Annotated in this window: 22 protein-coding genes; 12 read left to right on the plus strand and 10 right to left on the minus strand. The window is 27.2% G+C overall.

Annotated elements, in window-relative coordinates:
• Window positions 1–132 precede the first annotated feature (132 nt).
• From truA to HMPREF9309_RS05390, 7 genes are all read right to left on the minus strand, one after another.
• Window positions 133–834, minus strand: coding sequence for a tRNA pseudouridine(38-40) synthase TruA (truA, locus tag HMPREF9309_RS05360; RefSeq protein ID WP_231370850.1), 702 nt, complete (start codon window positions 832–834; stop codon window positions 133–135).
• Window positions 831–1859: an LptF/LptG family permease gene (locus HMPREF9309_RS05365; protein WP_016646902.1), complete on the minus strand. Its 1029-nt coding sequence runs from the start codon at window positions 1857–1859 to the stop codon at window positions 831–833. The genes truA and HMPREF9309_RS05365 overlap by 4 nt, the downstream gene beginning before the upstream one ends.
• Window positions 1860–1879: 20 nt before the next feature.
• Window positions 1880–2656: a prepilin peptidase gene (locus tag HMPREF9309_RS05370; protein ID WP_016646903.1), complete on the minus strand. Its 777-nt coding sequence runs from the start codon at window positions 2654–2656 to the stop codon at window positions 1880–1882.
• The gene (gene uppS / locus HMPREF9309_RS05375) at window positions 2656–3333 is read right to left on the minus strand and encodes a polyprenyl diphosphate synthase (protein WP_016646904.1); all 678 of its coding nucleotides are present in this window, start codon (window positions 3331–3333) and stop codon (window positions 2656–2658) included. Before uppS ends, HMPREF9309_RS05370 begins: the two co-directional genes overlap by 1 nt.
• Window positions 3326–4510 (minus strand): bifunctional phosphopantothenoylcysteine decarboxylase/phosphopantothenate--cysteine ligase CoaBC, encoded by a 1185-nt coding sequence (coaBC, locus tag HMPREF9309_RS05380; RefSeq protein WP_016646905.1) that lies wholly within the window; start codon window positions 4508–4510, stop codon window positions 3326–3328. The genes uppS and coaBC overlap by 8 nt, the downstream gene beginning before the upstream one ends.
• Window positions 4507–5808 (minus strand): bifunctional UDP-N-acetylglucosamine diphosphorylase/glucosamine-1-phosphate N-acetyltransferase GlmU, encoded by a 1302-nt coding sequence (gene glmU / locus HMPREF9309_RS05385; protein WP_016646906.1) that lies wholly within the window; start codon window positions 5806–5808, stop codon window positions 4507–4509. The genes coaBC and glmU overlap by 4 nt, the downstream gene beginning before the upstream one ends.
• 83 nt (window positions 5809–5891) lie before the next feature.
• Window positions 5892–6770, minus strand: a complete 879-nt coding sequence (locus HMPREF9309_RS05390; protein ID WP_016646907.1) for a WYL domain-containing transcriptional regulator — start codon at window positions 6768–6770, stop codon at window positions 5892–5894.
• Between the two features lie 82 nt (window positions 6771–6852).
• Between HMPREF9309_RS05390 and HMPREF9309_RS05395 the strand changes: the two genes are divergently transcribed.
• Genes HMPREF9309_RS05395 through HMPREF9309_RS05405 form a run of 3 tightly spaced genes read left to right on the plus strand, consistent with a single transcriptional unit; the run spans window position 6853 to window position 11788 of the window.
• Window positions 6853–8826: an AAA family ATPase gene (locus HMPREF9309_RS05395; RefSeq protein WP_016646908.1), complete on the plus strand. Its 1974-nt coding sequence runs from the start codon at window positions 6853–6855 to the stop codon at window positions 8824–8826.
• Window positions 8827–8859: 33 nt separating this feature from the next.
• Window positions 8860–10122: a DUF262 domain-containing protein gene (locus tag HMPREF9309_RS05400; protein ID WP_016646909.1), complete on the plus strand. Its 1263-nt coding sequence runs from the start codon at window positions 8860–8862 to the stop codon at window positions 10120–10122.
• A 10-nt stretch (window positions 10123–10132) separates the two neighbouring features.
• Window positions 10133–11788, plus strand: a complete 1656-nt coding sequence (locus tag HMPREF9309_RS05405; RefSeq protein ID WP_016646910.1) for a DUF262 domain-containing protein — start codon at window positions 10133–10135, stop codon at window positions 11786–11788.
• Window positions 11789–11836: 48 nt separating this feature from the next.
• On the opposite strand, the gene HMPREF9309_RS05410 is transcribed toward HMPREF9309_RS05405, so the two are convergent.
• Both HMPREF9309_RS05410 and HMPREF9309_RS05415 read right to left on the minus strand, forming a co-directional pair.
• The gene (locus HMPREF9309_RS05410; protein WP_016646911.1) at window positions 11837–12460 is read right to left on the minus strand and encodes a hypothetical protein; all 624 of its coding nucleotides are present in this window, start codon (window positions 12458–12460) and stop codon (window positions 11837–11839) included.
• Window positions 12460–13002, minus strand: a complete 543-nt coding sequence (locus HMPREF9309_RS05415) for a macro domain-containing protein (RefSeq protein WP_016646912.1) — start codon at window positions 13000–13002, stop codon at window positions 12460–12462. The genes HMPREF9309_RS05410 and HMPREF9309_RS05415 overlap by 1 nt, the downstream gene beginning before the upstream one ends.
• A 197-nt stretch (window positions 13003–13199) precedes the next feature.
• On the opposite strand from HMPREF9309_RS05415, the gene HMPREF9309_RS05420 reads away from it, so the two are divergent.
• Complete coding sequence (locus HMPREF9309_RS05420; protein WP_016646914.1) at window positions 13200–13751, plus strand: PepSY-associated TM helix domain-containing protein; 552 nt, start codon at window positions 13200–13202, stop codon at window positions 13749–13751.
• 47 nt (window positions 13752–13798) lie between these two features.
• Here HMPREF9309_RS05420 and HMPREF9309_RS05425 read toward each other — a convergent pair whose 3' ends face one another.
• Window positions 13799–14317, minus strand: coding sequence for a macro domain-containing protein (locus tag HMPREF9309_RS05425; RefSeq protein WP_016646915.1), 519 nt, complete (start codon window positions 14315–14317; stop codon window positions 13799–13801).
• A gap of 113 nt (window positions 14318–14430) precedes the next feature.
• On the opposite strand from HMPREF9309_RS05425, the gene HMPREF9309_RS05430 reads away from it, so the two are divergent.
• The 8 genes from HMPREF9309_RS05430 to HMPREF9309_RS09300 form a co-directional block, all read left to right on the plus strand.
• Window positions 14431–15288 carry an EamA family transporter gene (locus tag HMPREF9309_RS05430; protein ID WP_016646916.1) on the plus strand — a complete coding sequence of 286 codons (858 nt, stop codon included), beginning with the start codon at window positions 14431–14433 and terminating at the stop codon, window positions 15286–15288.
• A 74-nt stretch (window positions 15289–15362) separates the two neighbouring features.
• Window positions 15363–16532, plus strand: a complete 1170-nt coding sequence (locus tag HMPREF9309_RS05435; RefSeq protein WP_016646917.1) for an efflux RND transporter periplasmic adaptor subunit — start codon at window positions 15363–15365, stop codon at window positions 16530–16532.
• A gap of 2 nt (window positions 16533–16534) precedes the next feature.
• Window positions 16535–18445 (plus strand): MacB family efflux pump subunit, encoded by a 1911-nt coding sequence (locus HMPREF9309_RS05440; protein ID WP_016646918.1) that lies wholly within the window; start codon window positions 16535–16537, stop codon window positions 18443–18445.
• Window positions 18446–18516: 71 nt separating this feature from the next.
• A complete protein-coding gene (locus HMPREF9309_RS05445) occupies window positions 18517–19878 on the plus strand; it encodes a phosphomannomutase/phosphoglucomutase (RefSeq protein WP_016646919.1) in 1362 nt (453 codons plus the stop codon).
• Window positions 19879–19941: 63 nt separating this feature from the next.
• Window positions 19942–20847, plus strand: coding sequence for a Wzz/FepE/Etk N-terminal domain-containing protein (locus HMPREF9309_RS05450; RefSeq protein ID WP_016646920.1), 906 nt, complete (start codon window positions 19942–19944; stop codon window positions 20845–20847).
• Window positions 20848–20863: 16 nt separating this feature from the next.
• Window positions 20864–22279 carry an oligosaccharide flippase family protein gene (locus HMPREF9309_RS05455; RefSeq protein WP_016646921.1) on the plus strand — a complete coding sequence of 472 codons (1416 nt, stop codon included), beginning with the start codon at window positions 20864–20866 and terminating at the stop codon, window positions 22277–22279.
• The gene (locus tag HMPREF9309_RS05460; RefSeq protein ID WP_016646922.1) at window positions 22276–23277 is read left to right on the plus strand and encodes a glycosyltransferase family 2 protein; all 1002 of its coding nucleotides are present in this window, start codon (window positions 22276–22278) and stop codon (window positions 23275–23277) included. Before HMPREF9309_RS05455 ends, HMPREF9309_RS05460 begins: the two co-directional genes overlap by 4 nt.
• 41 nt (window positions 23278–23318) lie before the next feature.
• The coding region (locus HMPREF9309_RS09300; protein ID WP_016646923.1) for an EpsG family protein at window positions 23319–23944 on the plus strand (626 nt) is incomplete at its 3' end.

A 23944-nucleotide genomic window follows, 5' to 3' on the forward strand; every position in this document is an offset into this window, starting at 1 on the left:
ACAAGTAAAAGATAGTTATTTGTAAAAATAGCAAATTAAAAAATTATACAACTCATTATATTTTAAAAGTGAAATAAATGTTTATCTAAATTTATAAAATACCAATAACAAAAGTAGTAAATATATAAATTTTTAATAAAAAATTCTTTCTAAATAAAGAGCGTTTGGCGAGGCTGGAATTCGTGTAATTGGCTTTTCTAAGCTAAATTTTTGGTTTGAAATTTGCTCTTTTAGGGCATTTGCTACCATTAAGCGAACTTGTGATCTTAAAAAGCCATTTGCTTGAAATTTGATAATCGTAAGATTTTTATATGAAAACGCATAAGCTTTATAAATCTCTCTAATGCTATCTTTTATATCACTTCCTGTTTTCATAAACTCTTTAAAATCATGTTTTCCAATAAATTTACTAAGACTTAAATTAAGTTTTTCTACATCAATTTCATCATAAAAAAGGCATAAATTTTCTAAAAAAGGACTAAAATTTGAGTGATTTAAAATATACTTATAACTTCTTTTCTTAGCGCTAAATCTTGGGTGAAACTCACTAGATACTTTTTCAATTTTTTTTATATTTATAAGAGGTCTTGCGTGGCGATTTAGCTGCTCTTTTAGTTTGTTTAAATCCCAAAATTCCCCACAATTTGTAGTGCTTACTTGATTTAGTGCGTGAACTCCTTTATCTGTTCTTGAAGCAGTTGTAAGTTTTTCAAATATTCCTACCCTAAAAAGTGCCATTTTTAATCTATCCTCAACTGAATTCTTATGTGGTTGAGATTGCGAGCCACTAAAATTTGAACCATTATAAGAGTATATTAATTTTATTTTCATCAGTATTTTTTAGATATTTTTTGATAAAAAGCAAATAATGAGGTTATGAAAAATAGACTAAAAACAACAGGAATTGCAATAAATGGCTTTTTTGCTAAAAGCATAATACTTGCAAAATAGCTAAATAAAACTCCAAAAACTCCAACATAGACAAACCCTTTTTCATATCTATAAGTAACAATTCCAAGGCTTATCGCAAATAAAACACTAGCTAATGGAAATAGTGAAACAAGTGTGTAAATGCTTAAATCTTTTGCTCTTTTTTTATCGGTTTTTGCACTCATCCAATAATTAATTATTGAGTTTGTATCTCTTATCTGGCCTGTTGGATTTGAGCGAATTATCATATTTTTAAATGAAGTTATATGAATATTTTTATCAACTGTATAGATAAGTCCGTTGCTTAAAATCATTTTAAAAACACTATCTTCGCTTTTAAACTCGCCTTTTTTTGCTAAGATAATTTTTTCTTTTTCATCATTTTTTTTTGGTGCATACATTATTAAATCATTATAAATTGTATTTTTATTAAGTTTTTCATCGCTTTGTATAAAAATAAGCCATTCACCAAATTTTTGTCCAAGTTCGCTTGATTTAAGGTTTAAAGTTGCTTGTGTTTTTTTATAATCGACAAAATTATCTTTTAAATTTTCTGCATAAGGCATCATTATAAGTGAAGTAAAAAGTAAAATTATGGATAAAATAGCCGAAAGAAACAAAAAAAATCTAGCTATTTTTTTAGATGGATAGCCAAAAGTAAATATAACAATACTCTCATTTTCTCTTGAAAGCCTAAAAAGAGAAACCGCTAGAGCAACAAAAAAGGCAATTGGTGTTGTAAAAATTAAAATTCTAGGTAACATAAACAGATATAATTTAAAAAGTTCAGAGCTATTTATCTCTATAAAAGAAGTAATTTTTGCAATTTGTATAAAAAAAACAATCGACATTATTAAAAATAAAACACTAAAAAGTGAGGCAAAACTACTTATAAAACTTGATAGTAAATATCTATTTATTTTATTCATACTGGACTCATTTTATCTATTTATGCATACATTACAAAATTTAAAAACTTTAAAGAGTAAGCATCAAAGCAATAAACCACAAAAAGTCCTATTGATAAAAATGGAAAAAATGGCATTTCATAGTCTTTTTGCCTTACTGCTGCATAAAATGGCAAAGTTAAAATTGCACCTATAAATATAGCAAAAAATCCTAAATTTAGACCCAAAACAGCACCCATACAAGCAAACAGATAAATATCAGCTAGTCCCATAGCTTCCATTTTTTTAAGCTTGCTTAAAATAAATCTTATTGCGTAAAATATTGCTGCAAATATTAAAGCATTTTTAACTCCATCAAAACTAAATGCATAAAGTAAGGAAATAACTACAGATGAGTTTAAAAGAGCATCAGGAACGGCAGTGTAACGGAAATCAACCACACTTGAAGCAAGTAAAATTATAAATAATAATCCTATCATTAAGGCCTTAAAAAGCATAAGATACTCATTTTGTGAAAAATTAAAGCCATTAAATTCAAACTCTTTATATAGCGCAATTAGCATAAAAATTCCACCCATAAGCTCTACTAATGGATATTGAGGACTTATTTTACTTTTGCAAAATGCACATTTTCCACCTAAAAAAATCCAAGAAAAAAGTGGAATATTGTGGTACCATTTTAAAGGAGTTTTACAACTTTGGCAGTGTGATGCTGGAAAATTTATACTTTCATTTTTTGGAAGTCTATAAATTAACACATTGCTAAAAGATGCTACACAAATGCCAATTATAAAATAAAAAATTGATAAAATTATCATTAGAGTCCTCCAAATTTTCTATGAATTTTTGTGTATTTTTCTACTATTTTTTCAAGTTCATTGTATGAAAAATCAGGCCACAAAGTAGGGGTAAAAAATAGCTCAGCATAGCTTGCTTGCCATAGTAAAAAATTTGATAGCCTTTGTTCTCCGCCTGTTCGAATTAGCAAATCAACATCGCCTATTTTTGCTGTGTCAAGGCTTTGACTAATTGTAGTTTCATTTATCTCATCACCTTTTGAGATTAACTTTTTAACCGCTCTTACTATCTCATCTTTTGAGCCATAATTTACAGCTAAGGTGAAAGTTAATTTATTAAAAATAGCCGTTTTTTCTTTTATTTTTGTGATTAAATTTAAAAGCTCATCATCAAATTTGCTCAAATCTCCAATTGTTTCAAATTTAATCTCGTTTTTTATAAAAATTTCCTCTTTTTTTATTAAAAATTCTTTAAAAAGCTTAATTAAATACTCAACTTCACTTTTTGGTCTAGCCCAGTTTTCAGTGCTAAAAGCATATAAAGTTAGATTTTTTATATCTTTATCTATACAAAATTTAGCTACATTTTCAACTACATTTGCGCCACTATCATGACCTTTTGTTCGAATAAATCCTCTTTTTTTTGCCCATCTACCATTCCCATCCATTATAATGGCAAGGTGATTTAATTTATTCATCAAAAAGGCTTTTTATAAGTTCGGCTAATTTAAATGCAACACTTTGTTTTGGACCCTCAATAGTTTCAATATCTTTATTTTTTGATATAAAACTTATTTTTGTGTTCTCGCTACCAAAGGTCAAAACATCGTTTAAAACATTTAAGCAAATTGCATCAAGTCCTTTATCTTTTAATGCTTTTTTTGCCAAATCAACTGATGAGCTTTGCTTTACTTCGAGTTTGAATCCTATTTTTTTAACCCCAGGAGTTGTGATTTTAGAGATGATATCTTCGTTTTTTCTAAAATTTAGAGTTAAAACACCATCGACATCATCTTTGCTTATTTTTCCCTTTACTTTATTTGGGATAAAATCACTCACCGCAGCTGCCATTATAACGATATCTCCAGCATTCATTTTTTGCGTTAAAAGAGCACTTTGAAGTCCAAAAGAACTATCAAATTTAAGTAATTTGTATGGTACATTATATTCATAGCTACTTATAAAAATAACATTTGCCCCAAGCAAGTAAAAAGCATCAGCTAAAGCTTTGCTGGTTTTTCCACTTGAAAGATTTGTTATTACTCTTACATCATCTATTTTTTCACTTGTTGATCCGCCTGTAATAATAACTGTTTTTCCAGTATAAAAATCATCTTTTAAAAACTCTTTTTTTACCGCGTTTATAATGCTTTCAATTTCTGCAAGAGCTCCTTTTCCAACATCTCCACAAGCTAAAGTTTTTGTAACTGGCTCAATAAATTTAACACCTTTTTCTTTTAATGTTTTTATAGAATCTTTTGTTATTTCATTTTCAAGCATATTTGTATTTGCAGCTGGAGCTATGATAATAGGAGCTTTTGAAGCTATTAGTGTTTCGATGAAAATATTATCACAAAAGCCATGAGCTAGTTTATTTATAGAATTTACACTAGCTGGTGCTAAAACTATAAGGTCCATTTTAGAATATTCAATGTGGTTAATTCCTTCTTGCCAATTTTCAGTTTTAGTGCATAATACTTTATGATTGCTTAATGCTTCAAATGCCTCGTAATTTACAAATTTTAAAGCTCCATCGCTTAGCATTACATAAACATCAGCACCAAGTTTTTTCAGACTTGATAAAATTTCAAAAGCCTTATAAAAACTTATGCTTCCACAAACTCCAAGAAGTATTTTTTTATCTTTTAATATCATTTTTTATCTCCAAAAAATTTATAGTAAAACCCACTTTTATTAGTTTGTTTTACTCGATTTATTACTAAATCCCCACTTTTAGCATCTTTTGTAACAGTTGAGCCAGCGGCGATTATAACATCATCAGCGATATTTACAGGTGCAACTAATTGCGTATCGCTTCCTACAAACACATTTTTTCCAATTATAGTTTTAAATTTATTTTTTCCATCATAATTGCAAGTTATAGTTCCACAGCCGATATTTGTGCCACTATCAATTTCACAATCACCTAAATAGCTTAAATGTCCAGCCTTTATATCATTTACTTTTGCATTTTTAAGCTCTACGAAATTTCCAATATGAGAGTTTTTTATATCACATTTTGGACGAATATGTGCAAGTGGTCCAATATCAGAGCTATCAATTTTAGAGCTTTCTATAACACTTCCACTTTTTATGATGCTGTCTTTTATCTCGCATTTTCCTATTATACTTACATTTTCTTCAAGCTCACATTCTCCTTGAAATTTTGCCTCACAATCTATATAAATAGTTTTTGGAAGTCTCATCTTAACACTATTTTTCATTAAATTTTCTTTTATGTTATCTTGCATTATCTCTTCTGCAATACTTAAAGCAAATTTATCATTTATTCCCATAAAATTTTTTTCACTAACCTCAATAGCTTGGCAAGTTAAGCTCATACTTTTAGCTATTTCTATGCTGTCTGTTAGATAGTATTCATTTTGAGCGTTATTATTGTTTATAAGTGGTAAAATTTTAGCTAAAACTTCACTTTTAAAAGCATAGCATCCAGCATTTACTAAATTTATGCCTTTTTCATCCTCATTTGCATCTTTTTCTTCAACTATTTTTAAAATTTCATTATTATAGTTTGTTATAACTCGTCCATAGCCTTTTGGGTTTTTTGCCCTAAACACGCTTAGTGCAGCATCACTTTTAAAACTAGCAAGCTTTTTTATATCATCAGGTTTTATTAAAGGCATATCGCCACATAAAATAATAGTTTTTTTTGAATTTAGCTTAACATCTTTTAGTGCTCCAGCAGTTCCAGGGAAATTTTCAACATCTTGTTTATAAATTTTTGTATTTGCAAAGCTATCTAAAACTATTTTTTTAACTTCATCAAATTGATAATTTAATATAACACTTACATCATCACTTAATTCATAAGCCTTTTGCAATATATGGCAAATCATAGGCTTTCCGGATAGTTCAAAAAGTACTTTTGCCTTGTTTGATTTCATTCTAGTTCCAAAACCAGCAGCCAAAATCACAACTGAAATCTCACTCATTTATCAACCTTTTAAAATTATATAGTTTGGCTATTTTACCTTAATTTATATAAAAGATTAATTTAATAAGTTTTATTTTGGATCTAAATTGACTTTAAATACTCACTTAGTAAGTTTTTTAAATACTCATTAAGGTCATTTGGGGCAATGACTTTGATAAATGGGATAAATTGTAAGATAAATGGCACGATTTCATAGTAGTTTGAGACTTTTAAATGCATTTCGCTCTCATCTTGCTTGTGGATGATTGCTTGTGTTTTTAGTGGAATTCTTTCTAAAAATTTTAAAATAGAGTTATCAACCAAAAGTTCAACTATAAAACCTTGGCTATCTATATCAAACCAGATTGAGTTGGCATTTTTAAGTTTTACCTCGATATCTTTTGTATTTATAAATTTTTCATTTAAAATAGTTAAGTTTTTTATACTTTTTAGGTGAAACTTTTTAAATTTATCATCTTTATTTGCATCCAAACAAAGCAGATACCAAAAACCATCAAAATTTGCAATTTTAAGCGGTTTGACTCTGAATTTATAGTCATTGTAAGTAAAGTTTATAATCTCTTTATTCTCAATTGCCAAAGCCAAACTTTTAAAAAACCCCAGGTCGTTGCTATCTAAATTTTCGTTTTTTAGCTGTATAAAAAAAGCATTTTTATACTCTTTATTGATCTCTTTAAATAGACCTTTTGATTTTTGATAAATTTCATACCCTTGATTTTGGGTGAAGTTTTTTACAAGGCTAAAAACAACATCATTTTCATCTTTTTTTAGATCTGTTATGCTATAAATTTTATTGTTTAGCCTTATATTTATTCCATCATCTTTTAAAATTTTTATATATCTTGCGATAGTTCTTTTATCTTTATTAAATATTTTGCATAAATAATCCTCGCTAACTGGCGATTTTGTAAGTAGCTCATAAATTTTTGCTACTTTTTCTAAAGTTTCTTGCGTTGCCATTTTTATCCTTTTTAAGATGATGACAAAAAAATGTCTTTGAAAGACTTTATAATTTTATCATAAATTTATCAAGGAGGGCTTTATGAGTTATTATCAAAAGATTATAAGATTAATGGAACTTAGAGTAGCTGTTCATTTGGATACTATTTTAAAACTCATGGATGGTAGAGTGGCTATTTTGTATGAGTATTTGGATAAAGATATAAAGCTTGAAAAAGATCAAATTCCTCTGATTTTAAACAAACTAAAAGAAAAGCTTGATGTTTATGAAAAAGAGTTTAAGATAGACAAAGACGATATTTTGGAAAAAAATCTAAATTTCTTGCAAAATACCCTAAACCTTACAAGCACGCAAGTAAATATCATTAGAATGGGCGCTGTTGTCTTAAATTATAGCTCTTATATATTGGATCAAATGACATCATCTTATAAAAGCGAGTTAGAAATTTACACCTTTATCTCCAGGATATTAAACGAGCCAATAGAAAAGATAAAAGAGGCATTTGAGTTAAAAAACTCTTTTAGATATATGGTAGAGCTTTGCGGCGGCTCCAGGTACCGTGCAAATATAATCGACACAAAGAATGATTTTTTAAAATATCTGCTTGTTGAAAACGGCATATATAAATTTATCAAATACTACACTTATGAGTTATCTTCTAGTAATCTTAAATTTAATGATTTTGACCATATAAAGCAAGATTTAGCTGTTTTAATCCCATATTTAAAATACTCTATTGAAAATGAGCTTAAAGGGGTAAATATTTTGTTTTATGGAAAGCCAGGTGTTGGAAAAAGCGAAATTTGCTCACTAATAGCAAACAAATGCAATGTTTTGGGGCTTGGTATAAAATCATATTTCGATGATTATGACATTGTTAATTCTATGGCAAGGATAGCAAGTATAGATTTTATATCAAATTTCGTTAGCAAAGAGACAATTTTTATCTACGATGAGGCTGAGGATATTTTCAATCTTAACTCCAACGACAAACAAGACAATAAAGCTTTTGTAAACTACGCTCTTGAAAACAATAAAAGAGTTGTTATTTATATCACAAATGATGTTGGATGTATCGATGAGGCGATTTTACGAAGATTTGACTTCATAATGGAGTTTAAAGATATCCCTAAAAACCAAAAACTCAAAATCATCAATAAATACTCCAAAAATATGGTAGATGATAAAACAAAAGAGCTTTTTAGCAGCTCACCCGATCTACAACCAGCTACTATTGCCAAAGTTAGCAAAGTCATAGAAACTCTAAATTTAAAAAATGCTTCAAATGAGTTTAAGCTTCTTACAAACAATACTCTCAATGCTTTTGGGTATGGCGGCGTGGAGTTTAAAAAAGAGATAAAATACGCTCCAAAAGAGTATGATATCTCACTTTTAAACTCTGATTATGATCTTGAAAACCTAGCCAATAAAGTAAAAAATGATGTAAGAATTTGTCTTTATGGGCCAAGTGGAAGTGGTAAAAGTGCTTATGCTTTTTATTTGGCTGATAAGCTTAAAAAAGAGCTTATTATAAAGACTGGAAGTGATCTGTTGTCACCTTATATCGGCGAGAATGAGAGAAATATAAAAAATGCTTTTTTACTGGCTAAGCAAAAAGATGCGATTTTGCTAATCGATGAGATAGAGGGCTTTTTATTTAGTAGAAACAAAGCTGCTAGAAGTTGGGAGCTAACTATGGTAAATGAGTTTTTAACCTCAATGCAAAGTTTTGATGGCATTTTTATATCAACTTCAAATTTATTTGAGCTAATAGACAGCGCGGTTTTAAGAAGATTTGATTTTATGGTGGAGTTAAAGCCTTTAAATTTCATGCAAGCTAAAGATATCTTTCAAAATAGATGTGAAAATTTAGGCTTTAAGCCAAAAGAGGAGCTTTTAAACTCATTTTTGGAGCTAAGCAATATAACAATTGGTGATTTTGAATCAGTAAAAAGAAGTATGAAATTTTTAGATGTAAATAGCGCAGATGAGTATTTTGACCTCTTAAAACAGAGATGTTTATTAAAGACAAAAGCTAACTTTCAAAATGTATAATTACAAATAAATTTTAAATTTAAGGAGAGTGGGATGGATAATATCTTAAATAACATAGGCGAAATAAGCATGGAAGATATTTATAGTAAAAATATAAAAATTCCATTTTATCAAAGACCATATAAATGGAAACTTGAAAATGTAAGATATCTTTGTGAAGATATAAAAGATGGTTTTTTGAAAAATAATAAATATCTTTTAGGAAATATAATTTTACATGAGGAAAATGATGAATTAAATATCGTTGATGGGCAGCAACGCCTTACTACAATAGCTTTGATATTAAAAAGTTTGAAGAAAAAGATAAATTTACTAGAAAATATAAACATAAACTCAAACGAGGCTTTAAAAAGAAATTATAGTTTTATAGAAAGCTATTTTTCAAATTTTGAAAGAAAAGGTGATCTTATAGAATTTATCTTAAATAACCTAGTGGTGACCTATATAAAAACTAAAGACCTAGATGAGGCTTTTAAGTTTTTTGATACACAAAATTCTCGTGGTAAAAAGCTCGATGATGTTGATTTGCTAAAAAATCACCATTTTATGCATTTGGGTGATATGGATATTTCCATACAAAAGCAGATTGCAAAAGAGTGGAAAAAGTATGAAAATATGCGTGTAGATTCATATCATTGGAGTATGAGAGAATTATTAAAATGTGTTATAAATGATCTTTATATTTTAAGACTAATGTTTTATGATAGGAATTTTACTTTTGGCACTTGGATAAATCGTCAGAATTTTGTTTTAGATGAGTTTAAAACCCAGATAAAGGGCAAAAATTTAAATTTACAAGATTTTAAATTTAGCTCAAACATAGTCGGCGGAATGATGTTTTTTGACTATACTTTCAAGTATGCCCGTATTTATGAAATATTAAAACAAAAAGCTGATTTTTCCACTAAATGGCTTTTAAATCAAGCAATGATGATGCTTTTACTAGTTTATGTGGATAAATTCGGCTTTGATGAAAATTTTGAAAAATTTTATGAAAATGTTTTTGTTAGGTTGTTTGTAGTGCTTGCTAGGTATGGCAGAATTGATGTTAATTCTATAGAGCTGGTCTATATTACAAAAGGTGTTTTTAATAAAATTTTAAGTAGTGATTATAGTTTTTATCTAATAGAAAGACTAGAGTATGATTTGAAATTTGATTTTTTCAAATTTTATGAGATAAACGAATATCAAGAAAATATAGATAATTTACTAAAAAATAAAACCTTTTTAAAAGATAAAGATTTTGCAATAAAAAATATTGAAAGAATTTCTTTTAATAACATAAAAATTAAATAAAGGATAAAAAATGAGTGAATTAATAAAAAAATATAATTTAGACAATTTAGCAGAAAAAAAATTTAACTTTAAAATACCATTTTTTCAAAGAGAGTATTCTTGGGATGATGGAGATGTTGAAAATTTGATAAATGATGCTTTAGGACACTCTTTAGATGAAAATGATGTTTCAAATTTAGACGATGAAAGTTCTTACTATATAGGAAATATTGTTGTTAAAGAGCAAAAAGATGGCACACTTATGCTAATAGATGGACAGCAACGTCTTATGACTCTGTATTTGCTAGCTAAATTTACTGACTCTGACTTGGAGTTTTATAAAATTGGATATTTGGTAGATGATGAGGATAATGAAAATTTAAAAAATATTGATTTTAAAAACCTAAATTTCAAAATGCAAAGTTTAAACGAAATTTGCAAATTTATATTTAGACAATATAAACAAGATAGTGATAAAGCACAAATACAAAAAATGCTTAAAAAAGTTTATTTTACAATGACTACATTAGATGAAAATATGGATGAAAAACACTATTTTGAAGCTATAAATTTAAATAAAATACAACTTAGAAAAAGTGATATTTTAAAAGCCCTGTTTTTAAGTAAAGCCGATGAGTGCAAGAGAGAAAATTTAGCAAAAATTTGGGAAAAATGCGAGGATATGGAGCATTATTATGATGATGAAAAATTAAATAATATTGGCTCAATTGAGCAAGCCTCAATAAATGATATTTTAGCTTCTACTGATGCAGATGAAAAAGAAAATCAAAAAAATAGCCCAGATAATAGTGAGATTTTAGAAGTAAAAAGCATAGTTGATTTTGAAGAGTTTTTGGCAATTGTAGCTAAAATTTTAAATGAAAAAATGCCACTTGACCCTGAAAATCTTATAAAAAACTTTAAAGAATATATATTTAATGAAGAAAAATTAAATAAGAATTTTATTACCGAACTTGAAAAATATAGAAAACTTTTTGATAAGTATGTTTTTAAAAGAGATTTGGAAAACAAATATATCCAAAAATTTGGAGATAAAAAATTATTAATGATACAACTTTTATTTGAAGTTCAAAGCAGCAATGAGTGGCTAGTAAAATATCTAGAAAAGTGCGAAACTTTGGGTGATGTAGACAAACATATTGGTAAATTGGAAGAAATAGACAAAGAAAGAATGCAAGCTTTGATAAAAGATAAAAACTTAGAAGATTTATTAGATCAAGGAACTGACACGCCTCACTATTTTTTCTACAAGCTTGACTATCTTTTGTGGAAAAAATTAGGCGAAGAGATAGAAAATAAAAGCAAATCTAATTTTTGGGAAGATGTTAAAAACAGACAAAACATTTATGATAGATTTTACATAACAAAAACTGGTTCGGTTGAGCATATACAGCCACAAAGTAAAGAAAAAGAGCATTATTTTGATGATGAAAAAATAAACTATTTTGGAAATTTAGCTTTGATTACTAGTAGTAGAAATTCATCTTTGGGAAATAAAAGTGTTGGGATGAAAAAAGAAGCCATAAAAGAGTGGATATATAAAGGTGAATCTATCCAAAGCCTTAAAATGCTTTTAGCTTTAGAAAAATATCCTGATTGGAATTGTAAAAATTCATTTGAACATAGAGAAAAAATGATTGAATTGCTAAAAGATAGCCTAAATTAGCTACAAATTGAAATAGTCTATCCTAGTTTTTCTAGGATAGACTAAATTTCACCTCTCCAAATACTTTAAAAAATCAGACTCCAACCTTCTTTGTAAAATTTGTAAAGTTATATTAGAGCTCATTTGGCACACTTGTGAGACTAAGTATCTACTTTCTTTTAGCATTTCAGCAAGAAGTCCTATCTCTTTTTGGCATAGCCAATGAAGATCTGTTTGATATTGCCTATGTTTTTTTGCAATATCTCTATTTCTAAAATCTTTTGGATTTTTAGGAACTCTAGGGGTTAAATTTATAAATTTATAAGACTCTTTTAAATCAAAATAATCATCATATAGATCATTTGTATTGTAAAATCTTTTACGATTTTCATCATTCATCTCCTCTCTCCAGTTTTCATTATGTGCATATTCTATCTTTAGATGAGCAAGTGTTATTGGTATAGAGATAGATAAAAACAAGATCATTTTAGGATTTATAAACTCCACCAACTTTTCATCATCAAAAAGCCCATCAAGACTTACTAAATGACTTACATCATTTTTTACAATCTCATCATAAATTTTTATTTTTAACTCATAAATTTCTTTATAAGTTCTGAAATTTAGAGCATTATTTGCTTTTGCCCACTCATGCATATCTGAAATAGAACGAAATTTAGCTAAATTTTGCATTATATATCCTTTTTAAAAATTTCATTTATTAGATCAAAATCCTCTTTTGTATATCCATATATCACAACTCTACACTTTATATTTGCACTATTGTTTTTAATAAAATGTTTTTTATACAAATTTATCACCTCTTTTTTACTAAGCCCACCAATACCGCACCCAATGAGAGGAATTCCAAGCCTAATGTCAAATTTGCCATATCTTAAAATTTCATTATCAATATTGTTTAGAATATTTTTAATAACATTTAAATTTGGATATTTTGGCAGATTTTTAAATGTATAGTTTAAAACAGCTGCGTGAAAAATATGAGTGAAATTTTCATTATTTGATATGGTTTTTATAACTTCACCTGGCTTTAAAGGGCTATTTTTAAGCTTTTCTTGCATCAAACATTCAAGCTCTCCACCGCCACATCTACAAAAAAATGCCCTTGAAACACCACTACCAAGTAGCATTAGAGTATTTGATGGATTTACTAAAATATCAGCTTTTTCATCAAGTAAATCACCTTGTTTTATGCTAACTTCATAAGAGATCATTTAACCCTCCTTTTTGGTCTATGATAGATGATTTTTAAGACATTTTTATGTCTTTTTGCAAGAGGGGTAAAAACAGCAGAATTTGAGTTTATACAACTATCATCTTTCATTTTAAAATTATCCTTTTATCTATCCGAATTTCAATAAAAAATTTAATTATTATGTTATAATTTTCATTATCATAAAAGGAGTGCATTATGAACAGATATAAATTTTTTCGTCAGTTTCATATCTATTTGAGTCTATTTTTTCTACCAGTTGCTTTGCTTTATGCAGTTAGTGGGCTTGCTTATATCTTTGGCGCCAATCAAGATTTTATGGCTACAAAAAACAGCTATAAAACAAATTTGGTTTTGCAAAAAGGAGCGGAACAAGAGGCGGTTTTGCAATTTTTAAAAGAGCAAAATATAAGAATTCCAAGCGATGTAGGGCTCAAAAAAGACAAAAAGCAAGGTGGGCTTACTATGGGAACTGCAAGTTATAGCATAAACGTCAAGCAGGCAAAAGATGAGCTTGTTGTAACTACTACGAAAAGAAGTTTTTTGGGCAATATCATCATGCTTCACAAAGACAAAACTGGCTGGTATTTTAGGATTTTATCAATAAGTTTTGGCTTTTCTTTGATGCTTTTTTATCTCTCTGGTTTGATGATAACTTTCTTTGCCAATAAAAAAGAGCGAAAAGCACAGCTCTTAGTTATTGCTGCTGGAGTTTTTGCATGTGTGGTTTTGGGCTATATTAGTCTATAGTTTTTAAAATAAGTCATATTGCAATAGTGCAAAATAAAAAGTATCTTTTAAATTAGATTAAAATCCTCTTTTGTATATCCATATATCACAACTCTACACTTTATATTTGCACTATTGTTTTTAATAAAATGTTTTTTATACAAATTTATCACCTCTTTTTTACTAAGCCCACCAATACCGCACCCAATGAGAGGAATTCCAAGCCTAATGTCAAATTTGCCATATCTTAAAATTTCATTATCAATATTGTTTAGAATATTTTTAATAACATTTAAATTTGGATATTTTGGCAGATTTTTAAATGTATAGTTTAAAACAGCTGCGTGAAAAATATGAGTGAAATTTTCATTATTTGATATGGTTTTTATAACTTCACCTGGCTTTAAAGGGCTATTTTTAAGCTTTTCTTGCATCAAACATTCAAGCTCTCCACCGCCACATCTACAAAAAAATGCCCTTGAAACACCACTACCAAGTAGCATTAGAGTATTTGATGGATTTACTAAAATATCAGCTTTTTCATCAAGTAAATCACCTTGTTTTATGCTAACTTCATAAGAGATCATTTAACCCTCCTTTTTGGTCTATGATAGATGATTTTTAAGACATTTTTATGTCTTTTGTTTTTATTTAATTTAACTTTTTATAATTATGCGAAAATTTTAAATTTGGGAAAAATATGAATAAACTCATCTTTGTTACCATTATGTGGGCTTTTAGTTTTAGTTTGATTGGTGTTTGTTTAAAAGGTGTTGATAGCACATTTTTAGCACTTTTAAGAGTTGGTGTTGCATTAATTTGCTTTTTACCATTTATGCGGTTTAATAATCCTAAATTAGCTTTTACAACAGCATTTATAGGAGCTTTTCAAATTGGTGTGATGTATCTGTTTTATTATGCAAGTTTTTCATATTTAAGCGTTGTTGAAGTTGCATTATTTACTATTTTTACTCCTTTTTATGTTACTATTTTTTATGATTTATTTAGTTTTAAATTTAGAAAACTTTATCTTTTAAGCGTCGGACTTGCAGTATTTGGAGCTTTTATAATTAAATTTGGAAATATAAATGAGGGGTTTTTAAAAGGTTTTTTACTTATTCAAGGAGCAAATATTTGTTTTGGTTTTGGTCAAAGTGCTTATAAATTTATACTTGAAAAAAAGGGACTTAAAGACCAAATGCATAATTTTGGATTTTTCTTTTTAGGAGCGATAATACCTTGTTTTGTAGCATTTTTGATTTTTGGAGATGGTTCAAAAACAGCTCTTAACTTAACTCAAATTTTAGTTATTTTATGGCTTGGTGTAGGAGCTAGTGCAGTTGGATATTTCTTATGGAACAAAGGAGCTTGCGAAGTTGATAGTGGTGTTTTGGCTATTATGAATAACGCTTTAATCCCAACTGCAATTTTAGTAAATTTAATATTTTTTGGAGCAAAAGCTGATATTTTAAAACTTATAATTGGTGGTGGTATAATCTATCTTTCGCTACTCGTTCATAAAAAAATAATGAAATATTATGGGCTAAAAAACAGTTAATTTTATATATTATTTACATTTTAGTAGTATCATCTTTTTAAAATAATGATAAAATAAAATATGAAAAGAGAGTTATGAAAAAAAAGTGGATATTTTTTATAGTAATTTTACTTGTTGTTTTAGCCTGTTTTAAGTTTTTTAATAAAAAAGAAGAGGTTGATTATTTTACTATTAAACCAACAAAAGGGGATTTTGCAAATGTTGTGGTTGCAACTGGTGAAGTTAGTGCGCAAAATTTAATAGATGTTGGAGCTCAAGTTAGTGGACAAATTCAAAAACTTTTTGTAAAAACAGGTGATATGGTAAAAAAAGGTGAAATTATTGCCAAAATTGATTCTGTTAAGCAAAGCAACGAAGTTGAAAAGTTAAAAGCAGAAAATGAAATTTTACTAGCTGATTTAAACGCAAGTGAAATTTCATTAAAAATCCTAAACTCAAAATATAAAAGACAAAAAACTCTTTATAAAAAAAATGCAACTTCAAAAGAAGCTTTGGATGATGCGTATGATTTAGTTGCTTTAAAAATAGCTCAAATTTCTCAAATAAAAGCTAGAGTTTTACAAAATCAAATTGCTCTTGATACAGCTATGACAAATTTAGGCTATACACAAATTTTATCTCCGCTTGATGGTGTTGTGATTTCAACAATTGTAAAAGAAGGACAAACTGTAAATGCAAATCAGACAACCCCTTTAATAGTTCAAATAGCCGATCTTTCAAAACTTGAGATAAATATGCAAATATCTGAAGGTGATCTGCCTAGAGTAAAAACTGGAATGAAAGTAAGATATTCGATTTTAGCTGATCCAAATAAAAAATTTGATGGAATTATTTCAAGTATCGATCCTGCAATGACAACTTTAAGTGATGGTGTAAAAAACACACAAAACTTACAAAAAAATGAAGCTGTTTATTACTATGCAAAAATTTTAGTTGATAATAGCAATAATTTTTTAAAAATAGGCATGACTACCGAAAATGAAATAGTTATAGAAGAGGTAAAAGATGCAATTTATTTGCAAAAAAATGCAATTATAAAAGAGGGCGATAAGTTTTTTGTAAAAATTTTAAAAGATGAAAAGCCAATTAAAAAAGAGGTAAAAGTTGGAATTAGTGATGGATTTTATAGTGAAATTAAAAGTGGTATTAGTCAAAACGATGATATTATTTTAAATAGCGAGGCCCATCAAACTGGAGAAAACAATGAAGTTTCACACCCTGGTGGAAGAAATACTAGGATATAGCTTTGCTAAAACTTGAAAATATTAATAAAAATTTTAATCTTGGTAAAGTCCAAGTTCTAAATGATATAAATTTAGAGATTAAAAAGGGTGAATTTGTAGCTATAATCGGACAAAGTGGAAGTGGAAAATCAACTTTAATGAATATAATTGGCTGCTTAGATACACAAAGTAGTGGAAAATACTATGTTGATGATAAAGACGTAAGCAAGTTTTCAAGCGATGAAAAAGCAAGTCTTAGAAGAAAAAAATTTGGTTTTGTGTTTCAAAGATATAATTTAATTTCAAATTTAACAGCACTTGAAAATGTTTGTTTGCCAGGTATTTACGAAGGTTTAGAAGATAGAAAAACAAAAGGCTTAAACTTGCTTGATAAGCTTGATATAAAAGAAAAAGCTTATAGCAAACCAAACCAATTAAGTGGAGGACAGCAACAAAGAGTTAGTATAGCAAGAGCTTTAATAAATGGCGGAGAAGTTATTTTAGCTGATGAGCCAACTGGAGCTTTGGATAGTAAAAGTGGCATTATGGTTATGGAAATTTTGTCAAATTTGCATAAAAATGGACATACAATAATTTTAGTAACACATGATAAAAATGTTGCAAATTACGCAAATAGGATAATTGAGATAAAAGATGGAAAAATCATAAATGACGAAACTAAGAAAAATGAAAAATTTATTACACAAAATTTAGATAAAAATAAAAACAAATCATCTTTTGGATACAAATTTCTAGAAGCTTTAAAAATGGCTATAAGCTCAATTTTTTCTCATAAACTAAGATCTTTTTTAACAATGCTTGGAATTATTATAGGAATTGCATCTGTTATTTGTGTAGTGGCTCTTGGTGAGGGTTCGCAAGAAAAAATTTTATCATCAATTAGAGCAATTGGAACAAATACGATAAATATCTATCCTGGAAAAAATTTTGGTGATTTAAGAGCTGGAAAGGTAAAAAGCTTAAGCGTAGATGACTCAAGAATTTTAGGAATGCAAAATTATTTAGATTATTCTACACCAAATACTTCAACAAGTGGTGTGATAACTTATAAAAATTTAAGTTTAAATGCAAATTTAAGAGGTGGTGGGGTAAATTCTCTAGCAGTTAATGGTATAGAAATTCAAACTGGAAGAAGCTTTGAAGTAAGTGATATAGCAAACTCAAGCTCAGTTGTTATTATAGATCAAAATACAAAAAATTCATTTTTTAAAGATGGAGATCCACTTGGAAAAAATATATTTTTTAATCAAAAACCACTTAAAATAATAGGTATTGCAAAAGAAGATGAAAATGCATTTGGCGGAAGTGATAACTTAAGACTTTACGCACCTTTTTCAACTGTTATTAATAAAATCACAGGTGATAGGCATATTCATAGTATTACGGTCAAAGTAAAAGATGATACAAATGCCCAACTTGCAGAAGAGGCTATAGTTTCTATCTTAACTCAAAAGCATGGGAAAAAAGATTTTTTTACAAGAAATTCAGATACTATCAAAAAAACAGTTGAAAGCACAATGGCTACGATGAGGCTTTTAATTTCATCAATTGCTTTGATTTCATTGATAGTTGGGGGAATTGGCGTTATGAATATAATGCTAGTAAGTGTTAGTGAAAGAACAAAAGAAATTGGCATAAGAATGGCAATTGGAGCAAAAGAAAGCGATATTTTAATACAGTTTTTAATAGAGGCTATAATTTTATGCATTATTGGAGGCATTATAGGATTATTAACAGCTTACTCTTTTGGTTATTTATTTAACTCAATAAGCGGAAATTTTTATATGAAATTTAGTACAATGCCAGCAATTATTGCTTTAATGTCATCATGCTTAGTAGGGACTATTTTTGGATATTTACCTGCAAAAAATGCTAGTAAATTAAATCCTATTGATGCACTTTTACAAGAGTAGAAATTTAAACTTTACCAAGTTTTAATTAATTTTATATATAATTTTCACTTCAAAAACAAAAAAGGAAATTTATGATAGAAAATATTTTTAGAGAATATGACATAAGAGGTATTTTTGAAACTGAATTAAATGAAATTTCAGTTAAGGCTATTGGTTATGAACTCGGGCTTGAGATGAAAAATAGAGGGGTTAAAACTCTAAGTGTGGGATATGATGCAAGACTTAGTGCAAATAGCCTTTTTAATTGGCTCGTAAGTGGATTAAATAAAGCTGAGATTAAAATTTTTGATATAGGAATGCTTCCAACTCCAGTTGGATATTTTAGTGTATTTAAAGATTTTTTTGATGCAAATATTATGATAACAGGCTCACATAATCCTAAAAATTATAATGGATTTAAAGTGACAATTTTTAAAGATAGTTATTTTGGAAGAGATCTTCAAATTTTAAAAACAAAAGTTAAAAATGTAATAGATAATGATATTAAAATAGAGGATAATTTTAAAACCAATAAATTTGATGTTTTAACTCCATATATTGAGTATTTAACAAAAAGTTTTGAGCATTTAAAAAACTTAAACTTAAAAATAGTAAGTGATGCAGGCAATGGAACAGCGGGAATTGTTTTAGAAAAATTAAAGGAAAACTTAAATTTAAATATGGAAATTTTATATCCTAAGCCTGATGGAAATTTTCCAAACCACCATCCAGATCCAAGCGTGGAAGAAAATTTAAAAGATTTAAAAGAAAAATTAAATGATGGTTTTGAGATAGGCTTTGGATTTGACGGTGATAGTGACAGAATAGCAGTTTTAACCAAAAATAAAAATATAAAAGGTGATGAATTAGCGTATCTTTTTGCTTTGAATTTAAAAGATCCTAAAATTGTTGGAGAGGTTAAGTTTTCACAAAGCATTTATGAAGAGATTAATAAATTTGGCACAACTTTCATGAGTAAAACTGGTCATAGTAATATTAAAAAAATACTAAAAGATGGTGATTTTGATCTTGGAGCTGAAGTTAGTGGGCATATTTTCTTTAAAAACAGATATTTTGGATTTGATGATGCGATTTATGCGATGATGAGAGTTTTAGAGCTTATTAAAGATGGTATAAATTTAGAGGCCAAGCTTGATAAACTTCCTAAAATTTATAGCACTGATGAGATAAAAATAGAAGTAAATGAAGAAAATAAATTTAAAATAATTGAAGTTTTTAAAGAGCATTTAAATGAACTTGGTTTGCCTGAAATTTTAGAAGTCATAGAAATAGATGGCGTTAGAGTGCATTTTAAAAATGCTTGGGCGTTACTTAGAGCTAGCAATACAACACCGGTTTTAGTAGCAAGATTTGAAAGCACAGATGAGGGTTTAAAAAACGAGATAAAAGATAAATTTATAAAATTTGTAAATGAGATAAAAGATAATCTGTAATTTTTAAATAGCTTTTAAGAGTAAATATTATAGACTACTTAAATTTAATTTTAGGAAAATACTTTGAATAAAGAAGAAATTTTAATTAAAGATGATGAGATTGATTTATTAGAGCTTTTCAAAACACTTTGGGGTTATAAAATTATCATATTTTTAGTAACATTTTTATTTGTAGTGTTGGGCGCAATCTATGCTTTTGTTATTGCAACACCAAAGTATGAGATAAGCGCTACATTTGAAAATGGATATTATAAAACATCTATAAGCAATAAAACACCCATAAATGATAAATCATCTATAATAAATACTTTAAATGTTAAATTTATAGATGAGCTAAAAAACAGATCCGATCTTGATTTTAAATTTAATAGCATAAAAGACATTGAAAAGTCAAATAATTTTAGAATAGTAATTTTAGCAAATAGCAATAAAATAGGCACTTCTAAAATGAATGAAGTTTTAAACTTTTTAGAGATAAATGATCAAAAAAATATAGATAATTATGTGAATAATATAAAAAAACAGATAGAAATTTTAAAAAATCAAAATTTAAATTTAGAATCTAACAAAAATAATTTTGAAATACGAATTAATAGTTTAAAGCAAACAATAAAAGAATTTGACAATCAGCTTAACAGTTTATCTAAAAAAGATGACTTAAACTCTCAAACGCATTTTAATAAAACTATAGATTTAAAAAATGCATCAAATTTAGAGATATCGGCAATTGAAAAAAATATAATGGAGTTGGATTCTAATTATTTTAAAAATCAATCTGATATATTGGAGTTAGAGAAGAAAATAGAACCAGAAAGTATCCAAAAAGCACATATTCTATCAAACATAGTAACTTATGAAAACCCAGTAAAGCCTAAAAAAGCCTTAATTTTACTTATATCTTGTTTTGTTGGACTTTTTGTTAGTATTTTTGGTGTGCTTGTGTGGAATGCTGTAAAAAATAGAAACTAATACTAAAGTCTAAATTTTGAGTGATTTAAAAAAATTTGTAAAATCTAGTGGGATATATTTTTTAGGAAGTATATTAAGCAAACTTATAGCATTTTTTATGCTTCCAATTTATACAAGGTATTTAAGTCCAGCTGAGTTTGGAGAGTATGACTTAAATCTAGCCTATATGCAGTTTTTTACTTCATTTTTCTTTTTGGATATTTATATTGGTATGATGAAATTTTTGCTTGATTCAAATTTAAAAGAAATTGAAAATTATAAAGAAAAAGTTCTTTTTTCAGGTTTTTTTATCTTTTTTATATCTACTTTAGTTTATTTTTTATTTTTTCATCTTTTTATGCAAATTTATGATATTAAATTTAAATATATAATTTTATGTCTTGGTCTGTCTTTAATTTTACAAAGTATTTATGGCTATATATGCAGATCTTATCGTAAAAATTCAGTATTTGTTATAAGTGGCGTTGTTAATAGTATTTTATATGCCATAACTTCATTTATATTGCTGTATAAATTTAATTTTGGATATGAAGCTCTGTTTTTAGGTGCATTGTTTGGAAATTTAGTAGCTATTTTTATTATGGAGTGCAGTGTAAAAGTTATAAAAAAGATTAAATTCGCTCTTTTTGACTTTATATTTTTTAAAAGGCTTTTGTATTACTCGCTTCCACTTTGTTTAAACTCGCTTTCATTCTGGTTTGCGGCTGTTTATGGCAGATCCGTTATAGCTAATAAGTTAAGTTATGCCGATAATGGATACTATACCATTGCTTTAAAATTTGCTTTAATTATTTCTCTTGTTGCTATGTGTTTTAAACTAGGCTGGCAAGAAGTGAGCTTTTCAAAAGATCTTAAAAAACAGAATAACTCTATTTTTTACTCAAGAGCTTGCAATGAATATCTTAAATTTATGCTTTTATCGGTAGCTGTTTTATTGCCTATAATTAAGATAATTTTTCCATTTTTTATAAATAGTGCTTTTAATGAAGCTTTGATTTATATCCCACTTACGCTTTTAGGAGCTATAGTTTTTGGATTTAGTGAGTTTTTGATGAGTATCATAAACACCATAAATAAAAACAAATATCTTTTTATCGCAACAGCTTGTGGCGCTACTTTAAACATAATTTTACTATATCTGTTTATCTATAAGTTTAAAGTTTTTGCAGTGGCTTTTTCATATGTCATTTGCTACTCATTAGTGTGTTTTATAATGGTACTTGTGATAAACAAAACTTTTAAAATGAACATAAAAGTGCTAAATATCATGCTTTATCTGTTTATTTTGCTAATTCAAAGCTATGTTATGGTAAAATGCGATAATTATGCAAACATAATATCTTTTATTATTATTTGTTTGCTATTTTTATTTTTTTACAAAAATGAAATTATTATATTAATTTCAAAATTAAAACAAAGGCTTGCTAGATGAATAGTCCGCTAGTTTCTATAATCGTTCCAGTTTATAATGTAGAAAATTTTATAGAAAAGTGCGCTACAACGCTTTTTGAGCAAGACTATGATAATATAGAGTATATTTTTGTAAATGATTGCACACCGGATAATTCAATAAGTGTTTTAAAAGAAATTATAGAAAAATACCCAAATAGAAAAAGCAGTATAAAAATAATAAATAAAGAGAAAAATGAGGGCTTGCCACAAGCTAGAAAAACTGGCTTAGAAAATTCAAATGGTGAATATATAATGCACGTTGATAGCGATGATTGGGTTGAATTAGATATGGTTAGTTCTTTGGTAAAAGAAGCTATTAAAACAGACTCTGATATAGTTATTTGCGATTATTATATAAATTACAAAGATAAAGAAAAATATTGTTCGCAAGATATAAATTTATATAATCTAGATAAATATCTTAGGGATTGTTTTGTTTTAAAAACACAGAAAGTAAGCATTTGGTCTAAATTTTGTAAAAGAGATGTTTATCAAAATATAGAATTTCCAACTTTTTCCAATGCGGAAGATTTTTTTATACATATACAAATTTTTTATCATTATTTTAACGATATACATTATTTAAATAAGGCTTTTTTGCATTATAATAAAACAAATGAAAATTCCATAACTTATAAAACTGTTTCTGAAAAAAAAATAAAAGAACTTTATTGTTTTGATAAACAAATTCAGATTTTTTTAAAAGAAAATGATATATATGATAAATTTATTGAATATCACTATATGGGATTGTTGTACAGAGCAATAGCTATAACAGGAGGAAAATACAATAATATTTTAAATGGTATAGCACCAGAAGCTAATAAGTTAAGATATATTTGGAAAAATTATAGTTTTAATTTTTACAAGAAAATATTATACACATTTTGTTTTTTTAATATTAATATCATATTTATGTATAATATTTTCAAAAATATGAAAGCAAATTTCATATTGTTTTTAAAAAATAATGTGTGAGAATGTTTTTAATACTATTTATATAAAAAAAGTTTAAGCAAATGTTAACCGTTATTTTTTATAGTTTAATAGTTTTTTTGAGTACTTTTTTTATTTTTATAAGTGATAGAGCAAAGTATAAAAGTGATAAATTATTTCTTATATTTTTATCTTTCATTACTATTTTTATTCCTTCGGCTATTAGGTACGATATAGGCACTGATTATGGGTCATATATAGAGATTTACAATAATTTAGAAGAGCATGAATATATAGAAAAAGGCTTCTATTATCTCAATAAGATTCTTTTGTCTATAAATGCTGATTCGCAATTGGTAATTATAATTAGCTCTTTTATTTATTTTTATATTTGTTATATATCGTATCCAAAGAAAAATAGGTGGTTAATTCATTTTGTTTTTACATTAATTTTTTGGTTTCCTAGTTTTAATATTATTAGACAGACAATAGCTATAGCTTTTTCATTTATGGCGATATATAAATTTTTTGATAAAAAATATTTGCAATTTATAACAATAATATTTCTTGGATCTTTATTTCACCAGAGTATACTTCTAATAGGTATTGCTGGTGTTGCATCATTGATTCCATTGTCTGATTTTATAAAAAATAGAATATTTCCAAAAATATTTATACTAATCATATTGGTTATGTTTTATTATTTTGA

This window comes from Campylobacter ureolyticus ACS-301-V-Sch3b, from assembly GCF_000413435.1.
In the GTDB taxonomy this organism is placed as follows: domain Bacteria; phylum Campylobacterota; class Campylobacteria; order Campylobacterales; family Campylobacteraceae; genus Campylobacter_B; species Campylobacter_B ureolyticus_A.